This is a genomic window from Bacillus sp. FSL H8-0547 (genome assembly GCA_038002745.1).
In the GTDB taxonomy this organism is placed as follows: domain Bacteria; phylum Bacillota; class Bacilli; order Bacillales; family Bacillaceae; genus Bacillus_P.
The window spans coordinates 2857272-2874116 of the sequence record JBBODD010000001.1; the positions used below are offsets into that span (position 1 = coordinate 2857272).

Sequence of the window (16845 nt, forward strand, 5' to 3'; positions counted from 1 at the left end):
ATACTGGAGGATTGAAAGGATGTGAAACAGGTGGTCTGGATATGGATTTGCGCTATTGCACTACTTTTTTTTATTACGCTTTTCTTGTTTATGAAAATAACGATTATCGCTGATATCAGACACGTAGGACACGACGATGAAATAAGCCTGAAACTTAGAGCTATGTTTGGACTGCTGAAATACACCTATAAAATTCCTTTAATTAAAGTGGATCCTGATGGACCGAACCTGCTGCTGAAAAAAGAAAAAGCAGTCGGCGAGAATCAAAAGCCTAAGAACAGTGACGAAAAAATTTCTCCTGATGATATGCTGACGAGCATAAAGGATGTGAAAGAATTGACCGAGCACATTGTGCATCTGCATGCGATCGTGAAACGGTTTCTCGCACATATTTCCATCACGAAGTTTGAGTGGCGGTCAGAGATAGGCACAGGTGACGCCGCTGAAACAGGATTTCTTATTGGACCCGGGTGGACATTAAAAGGAGCGGCTCTCGGCATCATCAGCCATTACATGAAACTGAAGAAACCTCCCATTCTTTCAATTGAGCCGAATTTTTATCAAAAGAGCTCAAAAACGATGCTTTCATGTATGCTCCACTTTCGAACAGGGCATGCTATGTTGGCGGGACTGCGCCTGCTCAAATACTGGAGAGGCGGACGTCCAACTTTACGGGATCAGCAGTTTTCTTTTTTGTCCAAGAAAAAGAACACACCAGCTTAAAAGGAGGAACCTTATTATGAGCGATCATCCAATTCAGGGCCTGATGAAAACGGCTATGGAAAATCTTAAGCAGATGATTGATGTGAACACAATCATCGGCGACCCTGTCGAAACACCTGACGGAAGCGTCATTTTGACCGTTTCAAAGGTTGGTTTCGGGTTTGCAGCAGGGGGCAGTGAATTTAATGGAACGGGTATTGAAGAAAAGAATACCGGCGGAACAGCTGGCGGTCAGCATGACCACCATAAACATCCGTTTGGCGGCGGAAGCGGCGGCGGAGTTTCAATCACGCCGATTGCCTTTCTCATTGTCGGCCACAACGGAATTAAAATGCTTCATTTAGATGAAAGCACACACCTGTACGAACGAATTCTCGATACGGCTCCACAGGCAGTTGAAAAAATTCAGGGAATCTTCAAAAAGAACAAAAATGATCACAGCCACACTGGTCATCAGCAGCAAAAAGATGATTTTGATATTTAAGCAAGGACGCCCGTCATAAAATGACAGGCGTTTTTTTGTTGATATTTGGGAATCAATGCCCTTTTCCGTTGCAAACAGCGCCTGATTCAGGCTATATTTACACTGTACATATTTTCGGAGGAGGAATATTAAATGGCGTCTATTACATTCAAGCAAAATCCGGTAACACTTATTGGAAACGAGGTAAAAGTCGGAGATACAGCTCCAAATTTCACAGTGCTTGCCAATAATCTTTCAGAAGTTTCACTGTCCGATTCAAAAGGACAAGTCCGCATTCTTTCTGTCGTTCCTTCTATCGACACAGGTGTTTGTGATGCACAGACGCGCCGTTTTAATGAAGAAGCTTCAAAAATTGACAACCTGAAAGTGCTGACTGTCAGCGTCGACCTTCCATTCGCGCAAAAACGCTGGTGTGCAGCTAACGGCATCGAAAATGTCCAAACCGTTTCTGACCACCGCGACCTTTCCTTTGGCGAAGCATACGGCGTACACATTCAAGAACTCAGACTTCTTGCGAGAGCTGTATTCGTTGTCGACAGCAATGACAAAGTAACGTATGTAGAATATGTGAGCGAAGCAACAGACCATCCAGACTATGATGCTGCAATCGAAGCGGCTAAAGCTGCCAACTGATCAGTCTTCCGGAGAACCTCTTGCCCTTTGGGCAGCGAGGTTCTTTTTTTTGTATTGAACCGAGCAGTGAAATATATAGAGCAGCACTTCCCACACCTGAAAAGAAAAATATTTGTCTACTCGGGTTTTAATAACACTTTCGAAAATCGTCAGAAATGAGAAAGTGTTTTAAGCTGGTTATAACAGCATTTTCTACACTTGCAAAAGAGGAGAAAGTGTTCTACTCGGGTTTTAAGAACACTTTCCAAAATCGTCAGAGATGAGAAAGTGTTTTAACCTGGTTATAACAGCACTTTCCACACCCATGAGAGAGAAGAAAATGTTCTAAACTGGTTATAGCAGCACTTTCCACACCCATGAGAGAAGAGAAAATGTTCTAACCTGGTTATAACAGCACTTTCTACAAGTATGAGAGAAGAGAAAGTGTTCTGCTTGTTGCCGCCCAGGCAATCCTGCTTGAATTATCCCCTCCTGATGAGTAGAATGAGGGATACGAACCATGAAGGAGGAAACGACCATGCAAGCCGTTTCGAATGTTGAAAAGCTGTTCACGATGATGAATGAATCAGCCGAGATTATTTCAAAAGAATGCAACCTTACATATATTGAAGCCGTAGCTGAAACCGGCGAAAATCTTTTCCAGAATGAAGTGCTGCAGGATGAAATGAGCGAGGTCACGAAAAAGAACCTTGCAAAAAAATATGAACAGGCAAACATCTCTTCTTTTCAAAAGGAAGAGATCCGCAAAGCCTTTCAGCTTGTTATTCTAAAGGGTCTTAAAGATGGCGCCCATGCCAATCACCAGATGACTCCGGATACAGTCGGGCTGTTTACAGGCTACTTGGTAAGCAAGTTTGCAGCCGGGGAAAAGAACATTTCGATTCTTGATCCTGCTGTTGGGACGGGCAACCTTCTCACGGCCGTTCTTAACCATATTGGCGGGGAGAATGTGCTGAGCTACGGTGTGGAAGTGGATGACCTCCTGATTAAGCTTGCCTACCTGAATGCCAATCTTGGAGAGCATACTGTTCAGTTTTATAACCAGGATTCTCTTGAGCCGCTCTATGTAGATCCTGTAAATTACGTCATCTGCGATTTGCCTGTAGGGTATTATCCAAATGATGTCGGTGCAGACAAATTCAAATTAAAAGCAGACAGCGGCCATTCATACTCCCATCACCTGTTTATTGAGCAGAGTCTGAACTATACAAAACCGGGCGGCTATCTTTTCTTTATTGTGCCGAATCATCTTTTTGAGTCTGCAGAAGCACCGAAGCTGAAAGCATACTTAAAGGATCATGCTATTGTTCAAGGTCTTTTGAAGCTCCCGCAGACCCTGTTTAAAGACAAGCAGCATGAAAAAAGCCTGTTTATTCTTCAAAAGAAAGGCGAAGGTGTTTCTGCACCGAAGCACGCCATGCTTGCTGAGCTGCCGAGATTCTCCGATAAAGCAGGCATGCAGTCCATCATGAAGCAGCTTGACGGCTGGTTCAAAGAAAATAAATAACATTCAGGGACCGCTATATAATGCGGTTCTTTTTTATGTCTGACAACAAAAAAGTCAGAATTAAATGAATATGAACTGTAAACGATTGCAGGGGTGAATTGCACTTGAAATGTCTGACATGCAATGTTTAAATGAGAAAGGCAGATAATATTCGGGTTCATTTGTAAAGAATAAAGAAGAAACGATTTTCTTTATTTTTTTAATACACAAACGTGTTTTTATATAAAAAGGAGCGGTAATCATTATGGCAAAAGTAATTGCAATTAATGCTGGGAGCTCTTCATTGAAGTTCCAGTTGTTTGAAATGCCTGCAGAGACAGTGCTGACAGCAGGTCTTGTTGAGCGCATCGGGCTAGACAAAGCTGTATTCACGATTTCTGTGAACGGAGAAAAACAAACAGAAACAACGGAAATTCCAGATCACGCAGTGGCTGTTAAAATTCTTCTTTCTAAGCTGACAGACCTTGGCATCATTCAATCACTTGATGAAATTGAAGGAATCGGACACCGTGTTGTTCACGGTGGCGAAAAGTTCGACGATTCCGTCCTGATTACACCGGAAACACTTGCACAAATTGAAGAGCTGTCAGAGCTTGCTCCTCTTCACAATCCGGCAAACGTTGTCGGAATTAAGGCATTTAAAGAAGTGCTTCCAAATGTGCCGGCTGTAGCCGTTTTTGACACTGCTTTTCATCAGACAATGCCTGATCAGTCTTTCCTTTACAGCCTTCCATACGAATACTATGAAAAGTTCGGCATCCGTAAATACGGATTCCATGGTACGTCGCATAAATATGTATCAGAAAGAGCGGCTGAGCTTCTTGGCCGTCCAATCGAGCAGCTTCGCCTGATTTCATGCCACTTAGGAAACGGCGCAAGTATCGCTGCTATTGAAGGCGGTAAGTCTATTGATACTTCTATGGGCTTCACACCTCTTGCAGGTGTTGCAATGGGTACGCGTTCAGGGAACATTGACCCTGCCCTTATCCCGTTCATCATGGAAAAAACAGGACACTCAGCGATTGAAGTGCTTGATATCTTGAACAAAAAGAGCGGACTGCTAGGTATTTCCGGACTGTCTTCAGACCTTCGCGACATCACTAAAGCTGCTGAAGAAGGAAACGACCGTGCAAGAACGTCTCTTGAAGTGTTTGCAAGCAGAATTCATAAATACATCGGTTCCTATGCAGCGCGCATGTCCGGTGTAGATGCGATCATCTTTACGGCAGGAATCGGCGAAAACAGCATTGATATTCGTGAACGCGTTCTCCGCGGTCTTGAATTCATGGGTGTTTACTGGGATCCTTCGCTGAACCAGGTGCGCGGTGAAGAGGCGTTTATCAGCTATCCTCACTCACCGGTTAAAGTCATGATCATCCCTACAAATGAAGAAGTAATGATTGCACGCGACGTAGAGCGCATTGCAAAATAATGAAATGCAAAAGGCAGCCTGCATAACGGCTGTCTTTTTTTGCGCAAATAATGGCCATTATAGGCAATACTAAGCAGAAACGTTATGCAAAAGGAGGGCGCCAATCATGGAGTATGCCTGGCTTTCACTTGTACCGTTTCTCATCGTTATTGCTTTTTCCATATGGCTGAAGGAAATACTGCCCGGACTTGTAGCGGGTCTTATTATCGGTTCTTATCTTGTAAAACCAGACCTGCTTGGAGGGCTTGAGCAGGTTTTGAAGTATGTATTAAAAACACTTGAAGATGATACAAATATTCAGATTATCGGGTTTCTTTATTTGTTCGGCGGACTTGTCGGCATGATGAAAATCTCAGGAGGAATTAAAGGTTTTTCAGAATGGGTAGGCAAAAGGGTCAAATCAGAAAGAGGCCTTTTAAGCATGATCTGGCTGTCTTTGCCGTTTACGTTTATGATGCCGATGTTCAGGATCATGATGATCGGCCCGGTTATTAAATCGCTGATGGAAAAAAGCGATCTTTCAAGACAAAAAGTAGGATTTACAATGGACGTTTCAACAGCATCAACCATTGTTCTCCTGCCGGCGGGAACGGCCTTTACGGGATTCATGCTGTCACTTGTAGAAGGGGGAATTGAGCGGAATCAGCTCGATCTTCCGCCGTATCAAATCTATCTCCAGAGTATCCCGTTTAACTTTTTTGCCATCGCGATGCTGGTTCTTGGTCTTGTCAGCACGTTTAAAAAGCCGAAGAAAAAGCTGGATGAAAAGAAAGAAGCAGTAGAGGAACATCCCTATCATGGCATCGGGCTTAAAAAAGAGCTTGAACAAGTAGAGGCTCAGCCGTGGCACCTGATTGTGCCTTTATTCTTCCTGCTGGGTCTTTCGATGTTTCTGCTGTGGCAGGACGGGATGGAAAAAGGTGCAAAGTCCCTTTTTCAGGCATTTGCAAAAGCTGATGCCACATTTGTCATGCTGCTTGCTGTGTTTTTAACACTCGTTCTGACATTTGTGTTTTACAGCATAAGGCGAGTACCGCTGAAAGAGACGCTCTATCACTTCTACGACGGAGGCAACCAGCTGATGCAGGCAATTATTCTTTTGATCCTTGTGTGGGCATTGTCTCTCTCTGCAGAAGATATCGGGTTTTCAGATTTTATCAGCTCAACGCTTGGAAATGTGCTGCCGGCTGCTTTTGTCCCGGCCATCATATTTTTGCTCGGTTCGGCAGTAGGATATTTCATCGGATCCTCCTGGGGGACGTGGGGGCTGTTTATGCCTCTTGGCATGACGCTCGCAGCTGCTTCAGGAGCATCACTGCCTTTGACAGTCGGAGCGGTTTTTGCAAGCGGGGCTTTTGGGGCCATGACTTCTCCGCTTGGGGATACGACGATTACAACAGCATCCATTTTGGAAATGCCGGTTGTGTCCTATGCAAGGTATAAATTGAAATTTACCGCCGTCGGCTGTGCTGCAGCTGCGGTCCTGTATGCATGTGCGGGATTTTTTCTTAACTAACAGACTTGATTACATCCTGATGCACGGAGCGTTCCCTGTGATATAATAAGGAAAACAATGGAGATGTACAGGAGGCTGAACATGGCGCTAACAAAACGTGAAACCGCCTTGCTTTTAGAAATCGAAAGATGGGAAGACTCCATGGGGGAGGATCTTCGCTCGGATTTCGGACGGACATACGACAAATGGCTGAACGGGAAACTGAATCAGCTGCCGGGTCCGATGAAAGAGAAATTTTTCGGCAAACTGGATGATATTTTGTTTCACTTGCATGCGTTTATCCAAAACTCTCATGTGCAGCAGGATGCCCGTCAGCAGCTTCTGATGACGGCAAAGACATTTCATGATGAAATCGAACAGATAGAGGACCTGAAAAAATTATCTGTTGACCAGCTGCATTATTTATCCGATCTTCAGCTGTCAAAGCACAGGCTTTATTCGTTCGTTCAGGGCGGCCTCGCAGGTACGGGAGGACTATTGCTGATGGGAATTGATCTGCCTGCTCAAATGCTGCTCAACCTCCGCGCCGTTCAAATGACGGCACTCAGCTATGGATATGAAGTGAACACCCCGTATGAAATGATGACTTCTTTAAAGGTTTATCATGCATCCATTTTGCCGAAGCACCTGAGGTATGAGCAATGGACTTCCCTTAAGGAAGAATTGCAGGACAGCGAGAGCCATCCGTTCTTTTATGAAGGGGAAGATGGGTTTGCCAATCAGGCGACACTTGATCATCTTGTGAAGCAGCTTGTCAAAGTATCAGCGATATCGATGCTGAGAAAAAAAATGATTGGCGGCATACCATTGATCGGAATGGCAATCGGGGCCGGGGTGAATTACCAGATGACACGGCAGATCACGGAGTTTGCCCATCAATTCTACAGATACAGGCTTCTGCTTGAAAAAAAGGATTCAGAGCATGAGTTCAATTGAGCACAAAAAAATGGCTCCTGTCCGTGTATCCTGTAAAGTGATCACCGTCAGCGACACCAGAACAGCAGATACAGACAAAAGCGGCAGGCTCATTCTATCTCTTTTAGAGGAAGCAGGCCACGGGGCAGCAGAATATGAAATAGTTCCCGATGAAGAAATGCTCATAAAAAATGCAGCAGTCAGCGGCTGCAAAGCTCCTGATATAGACGCTGTATTAATCAGCGGCGGCACAGGCATTGCAAAAAGAGACGTTACACTTGAAGCTGTGTCCGGCATTTTCGAAAAGGAACTTCCAGGCTTCGGCGAGATCTTCCGCATGCTCAGCTATCAGGAAGACATCGGTTCTGCCGCCATTTTGAGCAGGGCGGCCGCAGGAACCGCCGACAATACGATTGTTTTCTCCATGCCCGGCTCAACCGGAGCAGTCAGACTTGCAATGGAGAAGCTCATTCTGCCGGAGCTTGGGCATATAGTGAAAGAATTGAAGAAAGATCTCTCATGAACAAAAACGGGAAACCAAAGGAAAAAGCACCGCTTACAGCGCGGTGCTTTTTCTTATTTACAGCTGATATTCATTTAATAACCGGATCCGCCATCATGAAAACCATTGGAATTCATGACGTTTTGACTGTACACTTCCCCTAATTTTTCATCCTGGACCGTTTCATCAGGGGGGATGCTTCCGGACTTCCTATCGAAATAAACTGCAAGGCCCCCTAGAAGAACTACAGGTGTCAAAATATACAACCAGATCATATCGGTCACGCTCCCATCGGTTTTTGGTCGTTTTTGTTCACTGTATAGAATGTAAGGTATTCCATCTCAAAGGCTGCTGCGAATGAAAACCAGATGACATTCATCCTTAATTAACTATTTTTTACAATTATAACACAAAAAGATATATCCTTTTCATTCGGTTTTACTTATCAGGACAAAAAGCAGGCACATTCAATGCGAATGGCCTGCTCTTCAGTGTATTCATGATCTTTCTGCTATTGATGCACCCTCTCCGACACATGCTGATTTTGCCTGAACCACAGCCAAAGGTCGTTAATCACCGACGCGTGCTCCGAGATTTCTGAATTCAGCCTGCAGGAAACAGTAAAGTCATCCTCTGAATCGAGTGCTGCCTGCTTCTTGTTTATGATCGTTTCGATCGCTGCAATCTGATCGGGTATATGGCCGCGAATTTTTTCCCACTGCATAAGAATGGATTCCTGTTCCTGCTCCGTAAGCTTCTCCCACTCCTTTTCAAGCCGCGGGATGTAGATTCCCAGACGGCTGCTGAATTCAAAGTGCTTCATCTTCATTCCCCCGTAGGCATGATTTTCTTCCATTTTACATGAGGGCTGTATACAATTCACGAAAATATCGTAAAAACTTTTAAGAAATGTATTGAAAAACAGGCGATAACTTGTTAAAGTGATAGTTATTAAAATGAATTAATATAAATCCAAATTAATATTTATACATCCGAGAGGGGAAATTAAAGATGGTTGAAAATAAAAAAGTAGTTCTTGCCTATTCAGGCGGATTAGATACTTCAGTAGCAGTTAAATGGCTTCAGGATCAGGGATATGAAGTTGTGGCCTGCTGCCTGGACGTTGGAGAAGGAAAAGACCTGGCGTTTGTTCAAAGCAAAGCCCTTCAGGTCGGCGCATCAAAATCGTATGTGATCGATGCAAAAAAAGAATTTGCTGATGAATATGCACTCGCTGCTCTGCAGGCACATGCTCTGTATGAAGGAAAGTATCCGCTTGTATCCGCGCTGTCCCGTCCGCTCATTGCAAAAAAACTTGTAGAAGTTGCTGAACAGGAAGGGGCTGTAGCTGTAGCCCACGGCTGCACGGGAAAAGGAAACGATCAGGTGCGGTTTGAAGTATCCATCAAAGCATTGAATCCTGACCTTGAAGTGCTTGCGCCGGTTCGTGAGTGGAGCTGGTCACGGGAAGAGGAAATCCAATATGCAATGGACAACAACATTCCGATCCCGGTCAACCTTGACAGCCCGTACTCAATCGACCAGAACTTATGGGGAAGAAGCAATGAATGCGGCGTTTTAGAGGATCCGTGGGCGGCTCCGCCGGAAGGAGCCTATGATCTGACGAACGCGCTGGAACATACACCTGACACGCCTGAAATCATTGAAATCGGATTTGAAAAAGGGGTTCCTGTTACGTTAAATGGCGTTTCCTACCCGCTTTCTGATCTGATTCTTCATTTAAACACAGTTGCCGGCAATCATGGAGTCGGACGGATCGACCATGTTGAGAACCGCCTTGTGGGCATCAAATCCCGTGAAGTATATGAATGCCCTGCAGCCATGACGCTGATCAAAGCTCATAAGGAGCTTGAGGATCTGACGCTGGTGAAAGAAGTGGCCCACTTTAAACCGGTCATTGAAATGAAGCTGACCGAACTGATTTATAACGGTCTTTGGTTCTCGCCGCTTAAAGATGCGCTGATGGGCTTCCTGAAAGAAACGCAGGAATATGTGACAGGCACAGTTCGTGTCAAACTGTTTAAAGGGCATGCCATTGTAGAAGGAAGAAAGTCGGAGTATTCCCTCTATGATGAAAAGCTTGCAACTTACACAACCGAAGATTCCTTTGACCACGGGGCTGCAGTCGGATTTATTTCTCTGTATGGACTTCCGACAAAAGTAAGCAGCATGGTGCAGGGGAAAAAGAAGGTGAATGTATGAAAAAGCTGTGGGGAGGCCGTTTTCAAAAAACACCCGAGAAATGGGTAGATGAGTTTGGCGCATCTATTTCATTCGATCAAGAGCTTGTCTTTGAAGACATTCAGGGCAGCCTCGCACATGTTCATATGCTTGGCGAATGCGGGATCCTTTCACTTGAAGAAGCAGAGCAGATTAAATCCGGCCTGCTTCTTCTGAAAGAAAAAGCCGAAAAAGGAGAGCTTTCTTTTTCAGTGGATTATGAGGATATTCATCTGAATCTTGAGAAACTGCTGATCGATGAGATTGGTCCAGTCGGAGGCAAGCTTCACACAGGGAGAAGCAGAAATGACCAAGTGGCGACGGACATGCACTTGTATCTGAAAAACCATGTGAACGAAATTGTCGGACTGATCTCTGCGTTTCAGGAAACGCTTCTCAAGCAGGCGAAAGAAAATGTTGAGACCATTCTTCCGGGGTATACACATCTTCAAAGAGCGCAGCCGATTTCCTTTGCTCATCACCTTCTTGCCTATTTTTGGATGCTTGAGCGGGACAAACAGCGTTTTTCGGAATCCTTGAAACGGATCAGCCTTTCCCCGCTTGGCTGCGGTGCTCTCGCTGGCACCACTTTTCCGATTGACCGCAAGCTGACTGCTGAGCTTTTGGAGTTTGACGGCATTTATGAAAACAGCCTTGACGGCGTAAGCGACCGTGATTTCATTGTTGAGTTTTTAAGCAACAGCTCAATCATGATGATGCATCTGTCCCGTCTTTGTGAAGAATTGATTCTCTGGTGCAGTCAGGAATTTCAGTTTGTCGAGCTTGATGACACTTATGCAACCGGCAGTTCCATGATGCCTCAGAAGAAAAATCCGGATATGGCCGAACTGATCCGCGGAAAAACGGGACGGGTCTACGGCAATCTGTTTGCTTTGCTCACAACGTTAAAGGGTCTTCCACTTGCATACAACAAAGATATGCAGGAAGACAAAGAGGGCATGTTTGATGCAGTCCGCACGGTTGAAGGCAGTCTGCAGATCTTCACTGGAATGATCGGCACACTCAAGGTCAAAGAAGAGAAAATGAAGAAAGCGACAACGGAGGATTTTTCAAATGCAACCGAGCTTGCGGATTATCTTGCTAAAAAAGGCATGCCATTCCGAGAAGCGCACGAAGTGGTCGGAAAGCTTGTGTATACGTGCATCCAAAAAGGCATCTATTTAAAAGATCTGCCGCTTGCTGAATACAAAGCTGCATCTGATTTATTTTCAGAAGATCTGTTTGAAGCGATCGATCCCTACACAGCCGTTGCAAAGAGAATCAGTGATGGCGGCACCGGTTTTTCAAAAGTAAAGGAAGCGCTGCTGAAGGCTGAAGACGCGCTGTCATAAAGAAGATATTACCATCGTATTTCCTCCCCATTTCACAAACGATAACATGGAACACAATCAGGTGACAGGGAGCTGAAGGAAGATGGGAAAAGAAAAGGATCCTAAAAACCATTCTGCCTACTTCGATTACGAAGGAGAAAATGAAACGTCTCAATTAATTACTGAAGCGTATTCAAGCGGAGTCGTTGAGCAGCAATATGAGCAAAACTTCCTGCAGGAAAATCTGCAGCCGAGAGAAGAATCAGAGTAAACAAAAAAAGTCATCTCAGGATGACTTTTTTTGTCCTTTCAGCAAAGCGCTGTACAGGAGAAGTGTAAATAGGAAAGAAACAAACCCCGGGGACAGAGATTCCGGGATGATCCAATAAAACGCAATGCCGCACAGGATGGCCGCTGCACCTTTCCTGTTAAGCTTTCGTACATGCAATTCCCTTCCCTTTAGTTGCAAGTATGTAAATTCAGCAATAATTACAGCAGACAGCGGGACGATGGCAGAGCCCATCCATGAAATGAAGGAGGATGCTTCTGTCACTAAAGTGGGCATCGTGCTGCATGCGACAGCGGCTGTCCCGAACACGACTGCACTCTTCAGTCTTCCAAGCGAAGGGAAAATATTAAGCAGACTGAAAGCCCCTGTATACGCATTGTTTAAATTGATGGAAAACATGGACAATATGGAACAGATCAGAATGACAGATACAAGCGTCACCGAGTCTGTCAGCGCACTCGCTGAAATGAAGGGATTCAGCTCCCCGAAATGAGCCGCGCTGTAAGCGCCGAAAAATGCGGTCAGGATAAAACCAAACAGATTGCCTGCATAGAGTCCGAAAAATCCCTGCTTTGGAGATTTTGCGTATCTTGCCATATCAGCAGAAGCACTGACACCTGAAATATACTGGACAAACACGAGGCTCGCATAAAAAGCCATTACAGGCAGGGATGAGGAAGAATATTCCGGCACACTTGGCGATGATAAGAGAGCAGGTTCTGCAGTAAAATATAAATAAACCATAACAGCCTGCCCCGCAAGAAGGAATGGCAGAAAATACTTGGTCATGCGCTTGACGGCATCAAACCCGGCTGCAGCGACAGCAGCCATGAAAATCCCAAGAAACACGGCAGTCAGAGCAAAATGAGGGGAAAAAGAAAAATAGCGCCTGCAGATTTCTATGATCATAAACGTTCCGCCAATTGTTTGAACACAAAACCAGTATAGGGAGGTCAGTGTTCTGACTGGCGATGAGAAAAAACGCGCTCCGCTGACCCCGATAAACGATCTTATTGCATATTGGGCAGGGATTCCGTGAACGGAGCCCGGCAAGGAGAGCAGAGAGACAAATAAAAAGGCGAATGCAGCTCCAATGATTGTGGAGACTGCTGCCTGCATAACAGACAGCCCTCCTTCCATGACGGCCAGAGCAGGAAGAAGGAAATTGCCTGCATTCACCGAAAAAGATAATTGAATCAGAAAGTAATCAAACCATGATGTGCTGCGGAGCTCCTTTGGAACAGCTTCCAGACCAAAACGTTCCATTTTTGACTGTACTGCAGGTTGAGACATATGTATTCCGCCTTTTTTTAAAGTGAACGCACCGTGAAAAACATTCAGCGCAGATAAGATTATTGTAAGATTCCTTTCTGTTCAATACAATGGAAAAGAAGCAGCATTACATTTCCCGGACCACCGAGGAGGATTTTGCCATTGAGACACGCAATTATTACAGCCGGTTCCAAAGGACTGGGACGAAAAGTGACGGAAATCTTCCTTGAGAAAGGCTATTCCGTTACGGTCAATTACCGCAGCGATGAAGATGCTGTGCTGCAGCTAAAAGAAAAATATGCGCACATAAGCGAACGCATGCTTTTTTTGAAAGGCGATGTCACAAAAAAAGATGATCTCATAAAGCTTGCGGATGAAACTCTCAGCAAATTCGGCCGGATTGACTGCTTAATCAATAATGCAGGGCCATACATATTTGAGCGCAAGAAGCTTGCAGATTATGAAGATGACGAGTGGTATGAAATGATTGAAGGCAACCTGAGCGCGGTCTTTCATCTTTTCAAAAAAGTGATACCGGTCATGAGACAGCAGCAGTACGGACGGATTATCACCTATGGATTTCAGGGAGCTGAATCATCATCCGGCTGGCTCCACCGTTCTGCTTTCAGCGCGGCAAAGACAGGGCTTGCTTCTCTGACAAAGACAATTGCCATCGAAGAAGCGGAGAACGGCATTACGGCGAACATGATTTGCCCGGGCAATATTGTTGGGGAGATGAAGGAAGCATCCATCCATAAGTCTCGAAGAACACCCGACTCTGAAACACCTGTAGGCAGATCCGGCACAGGAGAAGATATCGGCAGGCTCATCTCCTTTTTGTGCGAGGAAGATTCTGATATGATCACTGGAGCCATCGTTGAAGCTTCAGGGGCAGTCAACGTGCTGAGCCGCAGACCATAAGAGAAACCCCGGATATTCCGGGGTTTTTTTGCATGTTGTTTTAATGGGGATCGCTGTGGAAGAAGAGCCCGTTCAGATGCGCACATTTACCAGGAATGGATTTCCAAATTTCGTGTGTTTCCATATACTAAAGAAAGGAAATACTTATAGCAGAAACGGAATGTAATGGCACAGGAGGAAGATGTATGAAAATCGGCATCCCCAAGGAAGTTAAAAATAATGAAAACCGTGTTGCTATGACCCCGGCCGGCGTTGTTCACCTTGTTCAGGCAGGACATGAAGTCTATATTGAACAAAATGCAGGCGAAGGATCAGGTTTTCCGGATCACCAGTATACAGAAGCAGGGGCGAAAATCGTTTCTTCCCCGGAAGAAGCCTGGTCGATGGAAATGGTGATGAAGGTAAAAGAGCCGCTGCCTTCTGAATATCAGTATTTCCGCGAAAACCTGATCCTGTTTACCTATTTGCATCTGGCAGCAGAGCCTGAGCTGACGCGCGCTTTGATCGATCGGAAAGTCACAGGCATTGCGTATGAAACGGTCCAGCTCCCAAACCGGTCCCTGCCGCTGCTGACGCCAATGAGTGAAGTGGCCGGCAGAATGGCTTCACAAATCGGTGCACAGTTTTTAGAAAAGACAAAAGGCGGAAAGGGCATCCTGCTTTCAGGAGTTCCAGGCGTAAAGCGAGGAAAAGTTGCCATCATCGGCGGAGGAGTAGCAGGCACAAATGCTGCGAAAATCGCGGTAGGACTCGGGGCGGATGTGACGATGCTTGATGTGAATCCGGAACGGCTCCGCCAGCTTGATGACATTTTCGGCAAAGAAATCTCCACACTGATGTCCAATCCATTTAATATTGCATACGCTGTGGCCCAGTCAGATCTTGTCATTGGTGCGGTCCTCATCCCAGGAGCACGGGCACCGAAGCTCGTGACAGAAGAGATGGTCCAGAGCATGACGCCCGGTTCTGTAATTGTTGACATTGCCATCGATCAGGGGGGCATCTTTGCAACAACCGACAGAATCACAACTCACGATCATCCTACGTATGAAAAGCACGGGGTCCTACATTATGCTGTGGCAAATATGCCGGGGGCCGTGCCGCGGACCTCGACAATCGCGCTGACAAACGTGACCGTTCCATATGCGGTGCAGATTGCAAACAAAGGATACAAAAAAGCGTGCCTTGAAAATGAACCGCTTTTAAAAGGCGTTAACACATTAAAGGGATTTGTCACTTACGAAGCAGTCGCAGAAGCGCATTCGTTAACTTACGCAGATGCAAGAGCTCTTCTTGGTGAATAGATTGGATGCGGGCATGAAGAGCCCGTGTCTTTTTTTTGTGGGGGAGCAAGGTTTTGCAGGACGGCGGGAATGGATCCTTCAAGAGCTGTATGCAATTGTTTTGATGGCACTGAACAGCCGGAATAGAACCCTCAAGAAGCAGCCGGAAGCGTTTTGAAGGCACTGAACAGCAGAATAAGAACCCTCAAGAGGAGCCGGAAGCGTTTTGATGACACTGAACAGCAGAATAAGAACCCTCAAGAGGAGCCGGAAGTGTTTTGATGGCACTGAACAGCCGGATAAGAACCCTCAAGAGCTGTCGGAAGCGTTTTGAAGGCACTGAACAGCAGGAATAGAACCCTCAAGAAGCAGCCGGAAGCGTTTTGATGACACTGAACAGCAGAATAAGAACCCTCAAGAAGCGGCCGGAAGCGTTTTGAAGGCACTGAACAGCAGAATAAGAACCCTCAAGAGGAGCCGGAAGTGTTTTGAAGGCACTGAACAGCCGGATAAGAACCCTCAAGAGCTGTCGGAAGTGTTTTGAAGGCACTGAACAGCCGGATAAGAACCCTCAAGAGGAGCCGGAAGCGTTTTGATGGCACTGAACAGCAGAATAAGAACCCTCAAGAGGAGCCGGAAGCGTTTTGATGGCATTGAACAGCCGGAAAAGAACCCTCAAGAGCTGGGCGGAAGTGTTTTGAAGGCACTGAACATCCGGATAAGAACCCTCAAGAGCTGTCGGAAGCGTTTTGATGACACTGAACAGCCGGAAAAGAACCCTCAAGAAGCGGCCGGAAGCGTTTTGAAGGCACTGAACATCCGGATAAGAACCCTCAAGAGCTGTCGGAAGCGTTTTGAAGGCACTGAACGACGGAAATAGCACCCTCAAAAGCAGCGCCAATCCGTTTGATAGCACTAAACGCAAAAATTCATCAAACCCCGCCTCCAAAAAAAGAAGTCTCTCAAACCCATTCTCCCGCACCTCACATTCGACAGCCCCATCCATTTTTAGTACGATAAAACTATCAATTAAATGGGAGTGAGAGAAATGAACGTTTCATACCATGGCCATTCTGTTGTACAGATTCAAACCGATCAGCACACGATTATTATTGACCCATTCATTAACGGGAACGGTCAGACAGACCTGAAGACGGATGACTTGAAAGTAGATGTTATTTTGCTAACACACGGGCACAATGATCACGTTGGCGATACGATTGAGCTTGCAAAGAAAAATAATGCGCTCGTTGTGGCGCCGTTTGAACTTGCTACATATTTAGGATGGAAGGGACTTGATGTTCATCCGATGCACATTGGAGGATCTCACACATTTGATTTTGGCACGGTCAAGCTGACTCAGGCTTTCCACGGCTCGAGCTATGAGGAAGAAGGAGAAAAAATCGTTTATACCGGGATGCCTGCCGGAATACTTTTTAAACATGGCGGAAAAACAGTCTATCACGCAGGAGATACAGGTCTTTTCTCAGATATGAAGCTTCTTGGGGAACTCGAAGAGATTGATCTTGCGTTTCTGCCGATCGGCGATAATTTTACAATGGGGCCGGAGGATGCAGCCATAGCAGCAAAATGGATCAAGGCGGAAACCGTTGTTCCAATGCATTACAATACATTTCCTGTGATTGAGCAGAATCCACAGGATTTTGCGGACAGTCTTCCAGATAAAATGGGAAAAGTCATGAAAGCGGGAGACTCTATTAAACTATAAGCACCAGCAAAAATGCAGGCGAAAGCCTGCATTTTTTTCATGAAAGCCACTCCACTCGCATAAAATG

Annotated in this window: 18 protein-coding genes; 14 read left to right on the plus strand and 4 right to left on the minus strand. The window is 45.6% G+C overall.

Annotated features, from left to right (window positions below):
• Window positions 1-30: 30 nt before the first annotated feature.
• From MHB63_14055 to MHB63_14090, 8 genes are all read left to right on the plus strand, one after another.
• Entirely contained in the window at window positions 31-723 is a 693-nt protein-coding gene (locus MHB63_14055) for a DUF2953 domain-containing protein (protein ID MEK3807641.1), read from the plus strand.
• Window positions 724-739: 16 nt separating this feature from the next.
• Window positions 740-1207: a GerW family sporulation protein gene (gene ytfJ, locus MHB63_14060; GenBank protein MEK3807642.1), complete on the plus strand. Its 468-nt coding sequence runs from the start codon at window positions 740-742 to the stop codon at window positions 1205-1207.
• A 132-nt stretch (window positions 1208-1339) separates the two neighbouring features.
• A complete protein-coding gene (tpx, locus tag MHB63_14065) occupies window positions 1340-1840 on the plus strand; it encodes a thiol peroxidase (protein ID MEK3807643.1) in 501 nt (166 codons plus the stop codon).
• Between the two features lie 517 nt (window positions 1841-2357).
• Window positions 2358-3347, plus strand: a complete 990-nt coding sequence (locus MHB63_14070) for a class I SAM-dependent methyltransferase (GenBank protein MEK3807644.1) — start codon at window positions 2358-2360, stop codon at window positions 3345-3347.
• Window positions 3348-3591: 244 nt separating this feature from the next.
• On the plus strand, window positions 3592-4779 hold the full coding sequence (locus MHB63_14075) for an acetate kinase (protein ID MEK3807645.1): 1188 nt from the start codon (window positions 3592-3594) through the stop codon (window positions 4777-4779).
• Window positions 4780-4885: 106 nt separating this feature from the next.
• Window positions 4886-6295 carry a Na+/H+ antiporter NhaC family protein gene (locus tag MHB63_14080; protein MEK3807646.1) on the plus strand — a complete coding sequence of 470 codons (1410 nt, stop codon included), beginning with the start codon at window positions 4886-4888 and terminating at the stop codon, window positions 6293-6295.
• A gap of 81 nt (window positions 6296-6376) precedes the next feature.
• Window positions 6377-7231, plus strand: a complete 855-nt coding sequence (locus MHB63_14085; protein MEK3807647.1) for an EcsC family protein — start codon at window positions 6377-6379, stop codon at window positions 7229-7231.
• Window positions 7218-7733 carry a MogA/MoaB family molybdenum cofactor biosynthesis protein gene (locus MHB63_14090; protein ID MEK3807648.1) on the plus strand — a complete coding sequence of 172 codons (516 nt, stop codon included), beginning with the start codon at window positions 7218-7220 and terminating at the stop codon, window positions 7731-7733. The genes MHB63_14085 and MHB63_14090 overlap by 14 nt, the downstream gene beginning before the upstream one ends.
• A gap of 74 nt (window positions 7734-7807) precedes the next feature.
• On the opposite strand, the gene MHB63_14095 is transcribed toward MHB63_14090, so the two are convergent.
• Window positions 7808-7987 carry a hypothetical protein gene (locus tag MHB63_14095; GenBank protein ID MEK3807649.1) on the minus strand — a complete coding sequence of 60 codons (180 nt, stop codon included), beginning with the start codon at window positions 7985-7987 and terminating at the stop codon, window positions 7808-7810.
• Window positions 7988-8223: 236 nt separating this feature from the next.
• A complete protein-coding gene (locus tag MHB63_14100) occupies window positions 8224-8535 on the minus strand; it encodes a hypothetical protein (protein ID MEK3807650.1) in 312 nt (103 codons plus the stop codon).
• Window positions 8536-8723: 188 nt separating this feature from the next.
• Between MHB63_14100 and MHB63_14105 the strand changes: the two genes are divergently transcribed.
• The 3 genes from MHB63_14105 (at window position 8724) to MHB63_14115 (ending at window position 11555) form a co-directional block, all read left to right on the plus strand.
• Window positions 8724-9935 (plus strand): argininosuccinate synthase, encoded by a 1212-nt coding sequence (locus MHB63_14105; GenBank protein ID MEK3807651.1) that lies wholly within the window; start codon window positions 8724-8726, stop codon window positions 9933-9935.
• Window positions 9932-11305 carry an argininosuccinate lyase gene (gene argH / locus MHB63_14110; protein MEK3807652.1) on the plus strand — a complete coding sequence of 458 codons (1374 nt, stop codon included), beginning with the start codon at window positions 9932-9934 and terminating at the stop codon, window positions 11303-11305. The genes MHB63_14105 and argH overlap by 4 nt, the downstream gene beginning before the upstream one ends.
• An 82-nt stretch (window positions 11306-11387) precedes the next feature.
• Window positions 11388-11555: a hypothetical protein gene (locus MHB63_14115; protein MEK3807653.1), complete on the plus strand. Its 168-nt coding sequence runs from the start codon at window positions 11388-11390 to the stop codon at window positions 11553-11555.
• Between the two features lie 15 nt (window positions 11556-11570).
• Here the strand turns inward: MHB63_14115 and MHB63_14120 are convergent, their stop codons facing one another.
• Window positions 11571-12866: a cytosine permease gene (locus tag MHB63_14120; protein ID MEK3807654.1), complete on the minus strand. Its 1296-nt coding sequence runs from the start codon at window positions 12864-12866 to the stop codon at window positions 11571-11573.
• A 141-nt stretch (window positions 12867-13007) separates the two neighbouring features.
• Between MHB63_14120 and MHB63_14125 the strand changes: the two genes are divergently transcribed.
• Together MHB63_14125 and ald are read left to right on the plus strand one after the other, a co-directional pair.
• Window positions 13008-13766: an SDR family oxidoreductase gene (locus MHB63_14125; GenBank protein MEK3807655.1), complete on the plus strand. Its 759-nt coding sequence runs from the start codon at window positions 13008-13010 to the stop codon at window positions 13764-13766.
• Between the two features lie 185 nt (window positions 13767-13951).
• Window positions 13952-15070, plus strand: coding sequence for an alanine dehydrogenase (gene ald / locus MHB63_14130; protein ID MEK3807656.1), 1119 nt, complete (start codon window positions 13952-13954; stop codon window positions 15068-15070).
• A gap of 550 nt (window positions 15071-15620) precedes the next feature.
• On the opposite strand, the gene MHB63_14135 is transcribed toward ald, so the two are convergent.
• Window positions 15621-15974: a hypothetical protein gene (locus MHB63_14135; protein ID MEK3807657.1), complete on the minus strand. Its 354-nt coding sequence runs from the start codon at window positions 15972-15974 to the stop codon at window positions 15621-15623.
• Window positions 15975-16097: 123 nt separating this feature from the next.
• On the opposite strand from MHB63_14135, the gene MHB63_14140 reads away from it, so the two are divergent.
• A complete protein-coding gene (locus MHB63_14140) occupies window positions 16098-16778 on the plus strand; it encodes a metal-dependent hydrolase (protein ID MEK3807658.1) in 681 nt (226 codons plus the stop codon).
• Window positions 16779-16845: the final 67 nt, after the last annotated feature.

What these genes read in the sequence shown, in the direction of transcription:
- ytfJ (MEK3807642.1), top strand. Translation starts at nt 740, where the DNA reads ATGAGCGATCATCCAATTCAGGGCCTGATGAAAACGGCTATGGAAAAT.
- tpx (MEK3807643.1), top strand. Translation starts at nt 1,340, where the DNA reads ATGGCGTCTATTACATTCAAGCAAAATCCGGTAACACTTATTGGAAAC.
- MHB63_14070 (MEK3807644.1), top strand. Translation starts at nt 2,358, where the DNA reads ATGCAAGCCGTTTCGAATGTTGAAAAGCTGTTCACGATGATGAATGAA.
- MHB63_14075 (MEK3807645.1), top strand. Translation starts at nt 3,592, where the DNA reads ATGGCAAAAGTAATTGCAATTAATGCTGGGAGCTCTTCATTGAAGTTC.
- MHB63_14080 (MEK3807646.1), top strand. Translation starts at nt 4,886, where the DNA reads ATGGAGTATGCCTGGCTTTCACTTGTACCGTTTCTCATCGTTATTGCT.
- MHB63_14085 (MEK3807647.1), top strand. Translation starts at nt 6,377, where the DNA reads ATGGCGCTAACAAAACGTGAAACCGCCTTGCTTTTAGAAATCGAAAGA.
- MHB63_14090 (MEK3807648.1), top strand. Translation starts at nt 7,218, where the DNA reads ATGAGTTCAATTGAGCACAAAAAAATGGCTCCTGTCCGTGTATCCTGT.
- MHB63_14095 (MEK3807649.1), bottom strand. Translation starts at nt 7,987, where the DNA reads ATGATCTGGTTGTATATTTTGACACCTGTAGTTCTTCTAGGGGGCCTT.
- MHB63_14100 (MEK3807650.1), bottom strand. Translation starts at nt 8,535, where the DNA reads ATGAAGCACTTTGAATTCAGCAGCCGTCTGGGAATCTACATCCCGCGG.
- MHB63_14105 (MEK3807651.1), top strand. Translation starts at nt 8,724, where the DNA reads ATGGTTGAAAATAAAAAAGTAGTTCTTGCCTATTCAGGCGGATTAGAT.
- argH (MEK3807652.1), top strand. Translation starts at nt 9,932, where the DNA reads ATGAAAAAGCTGTGGGGAGGCCGTTTTCAAAAAACACCCGAGAAATGG.
- MHB63_14115 (MEK3807653.1), top strand. Translation starts at nt 11,388, where the DNA reads ATGGGAAAAGAAAAGGATCCTAAAAACCATTCTGCCTACTTCGATTAC.
- MHB63_14120 (MEK3807654.1), bottom strand. Translation starts at nt 12,866, where the DNA reads ATGTCTCAACCTGCAGTACAGTCAAAAATGGAACGTTTTGGTCTGGAA.
- ald (MEK3807656.1), top strand. Translation starts at nt 13,952, where the DNA reads ATGAAAATCGGCATCCCCAAGGAAGTTAAAAATAATGAAAACCGTGTT.
- MHB63_14140 (MEK3807658.1), top strand. Translation starts at nt 16,098, where the DNA reads ATGAACGTTTCATACCATGGCCATTCTGTTGTACAGATTCAAACCGAT.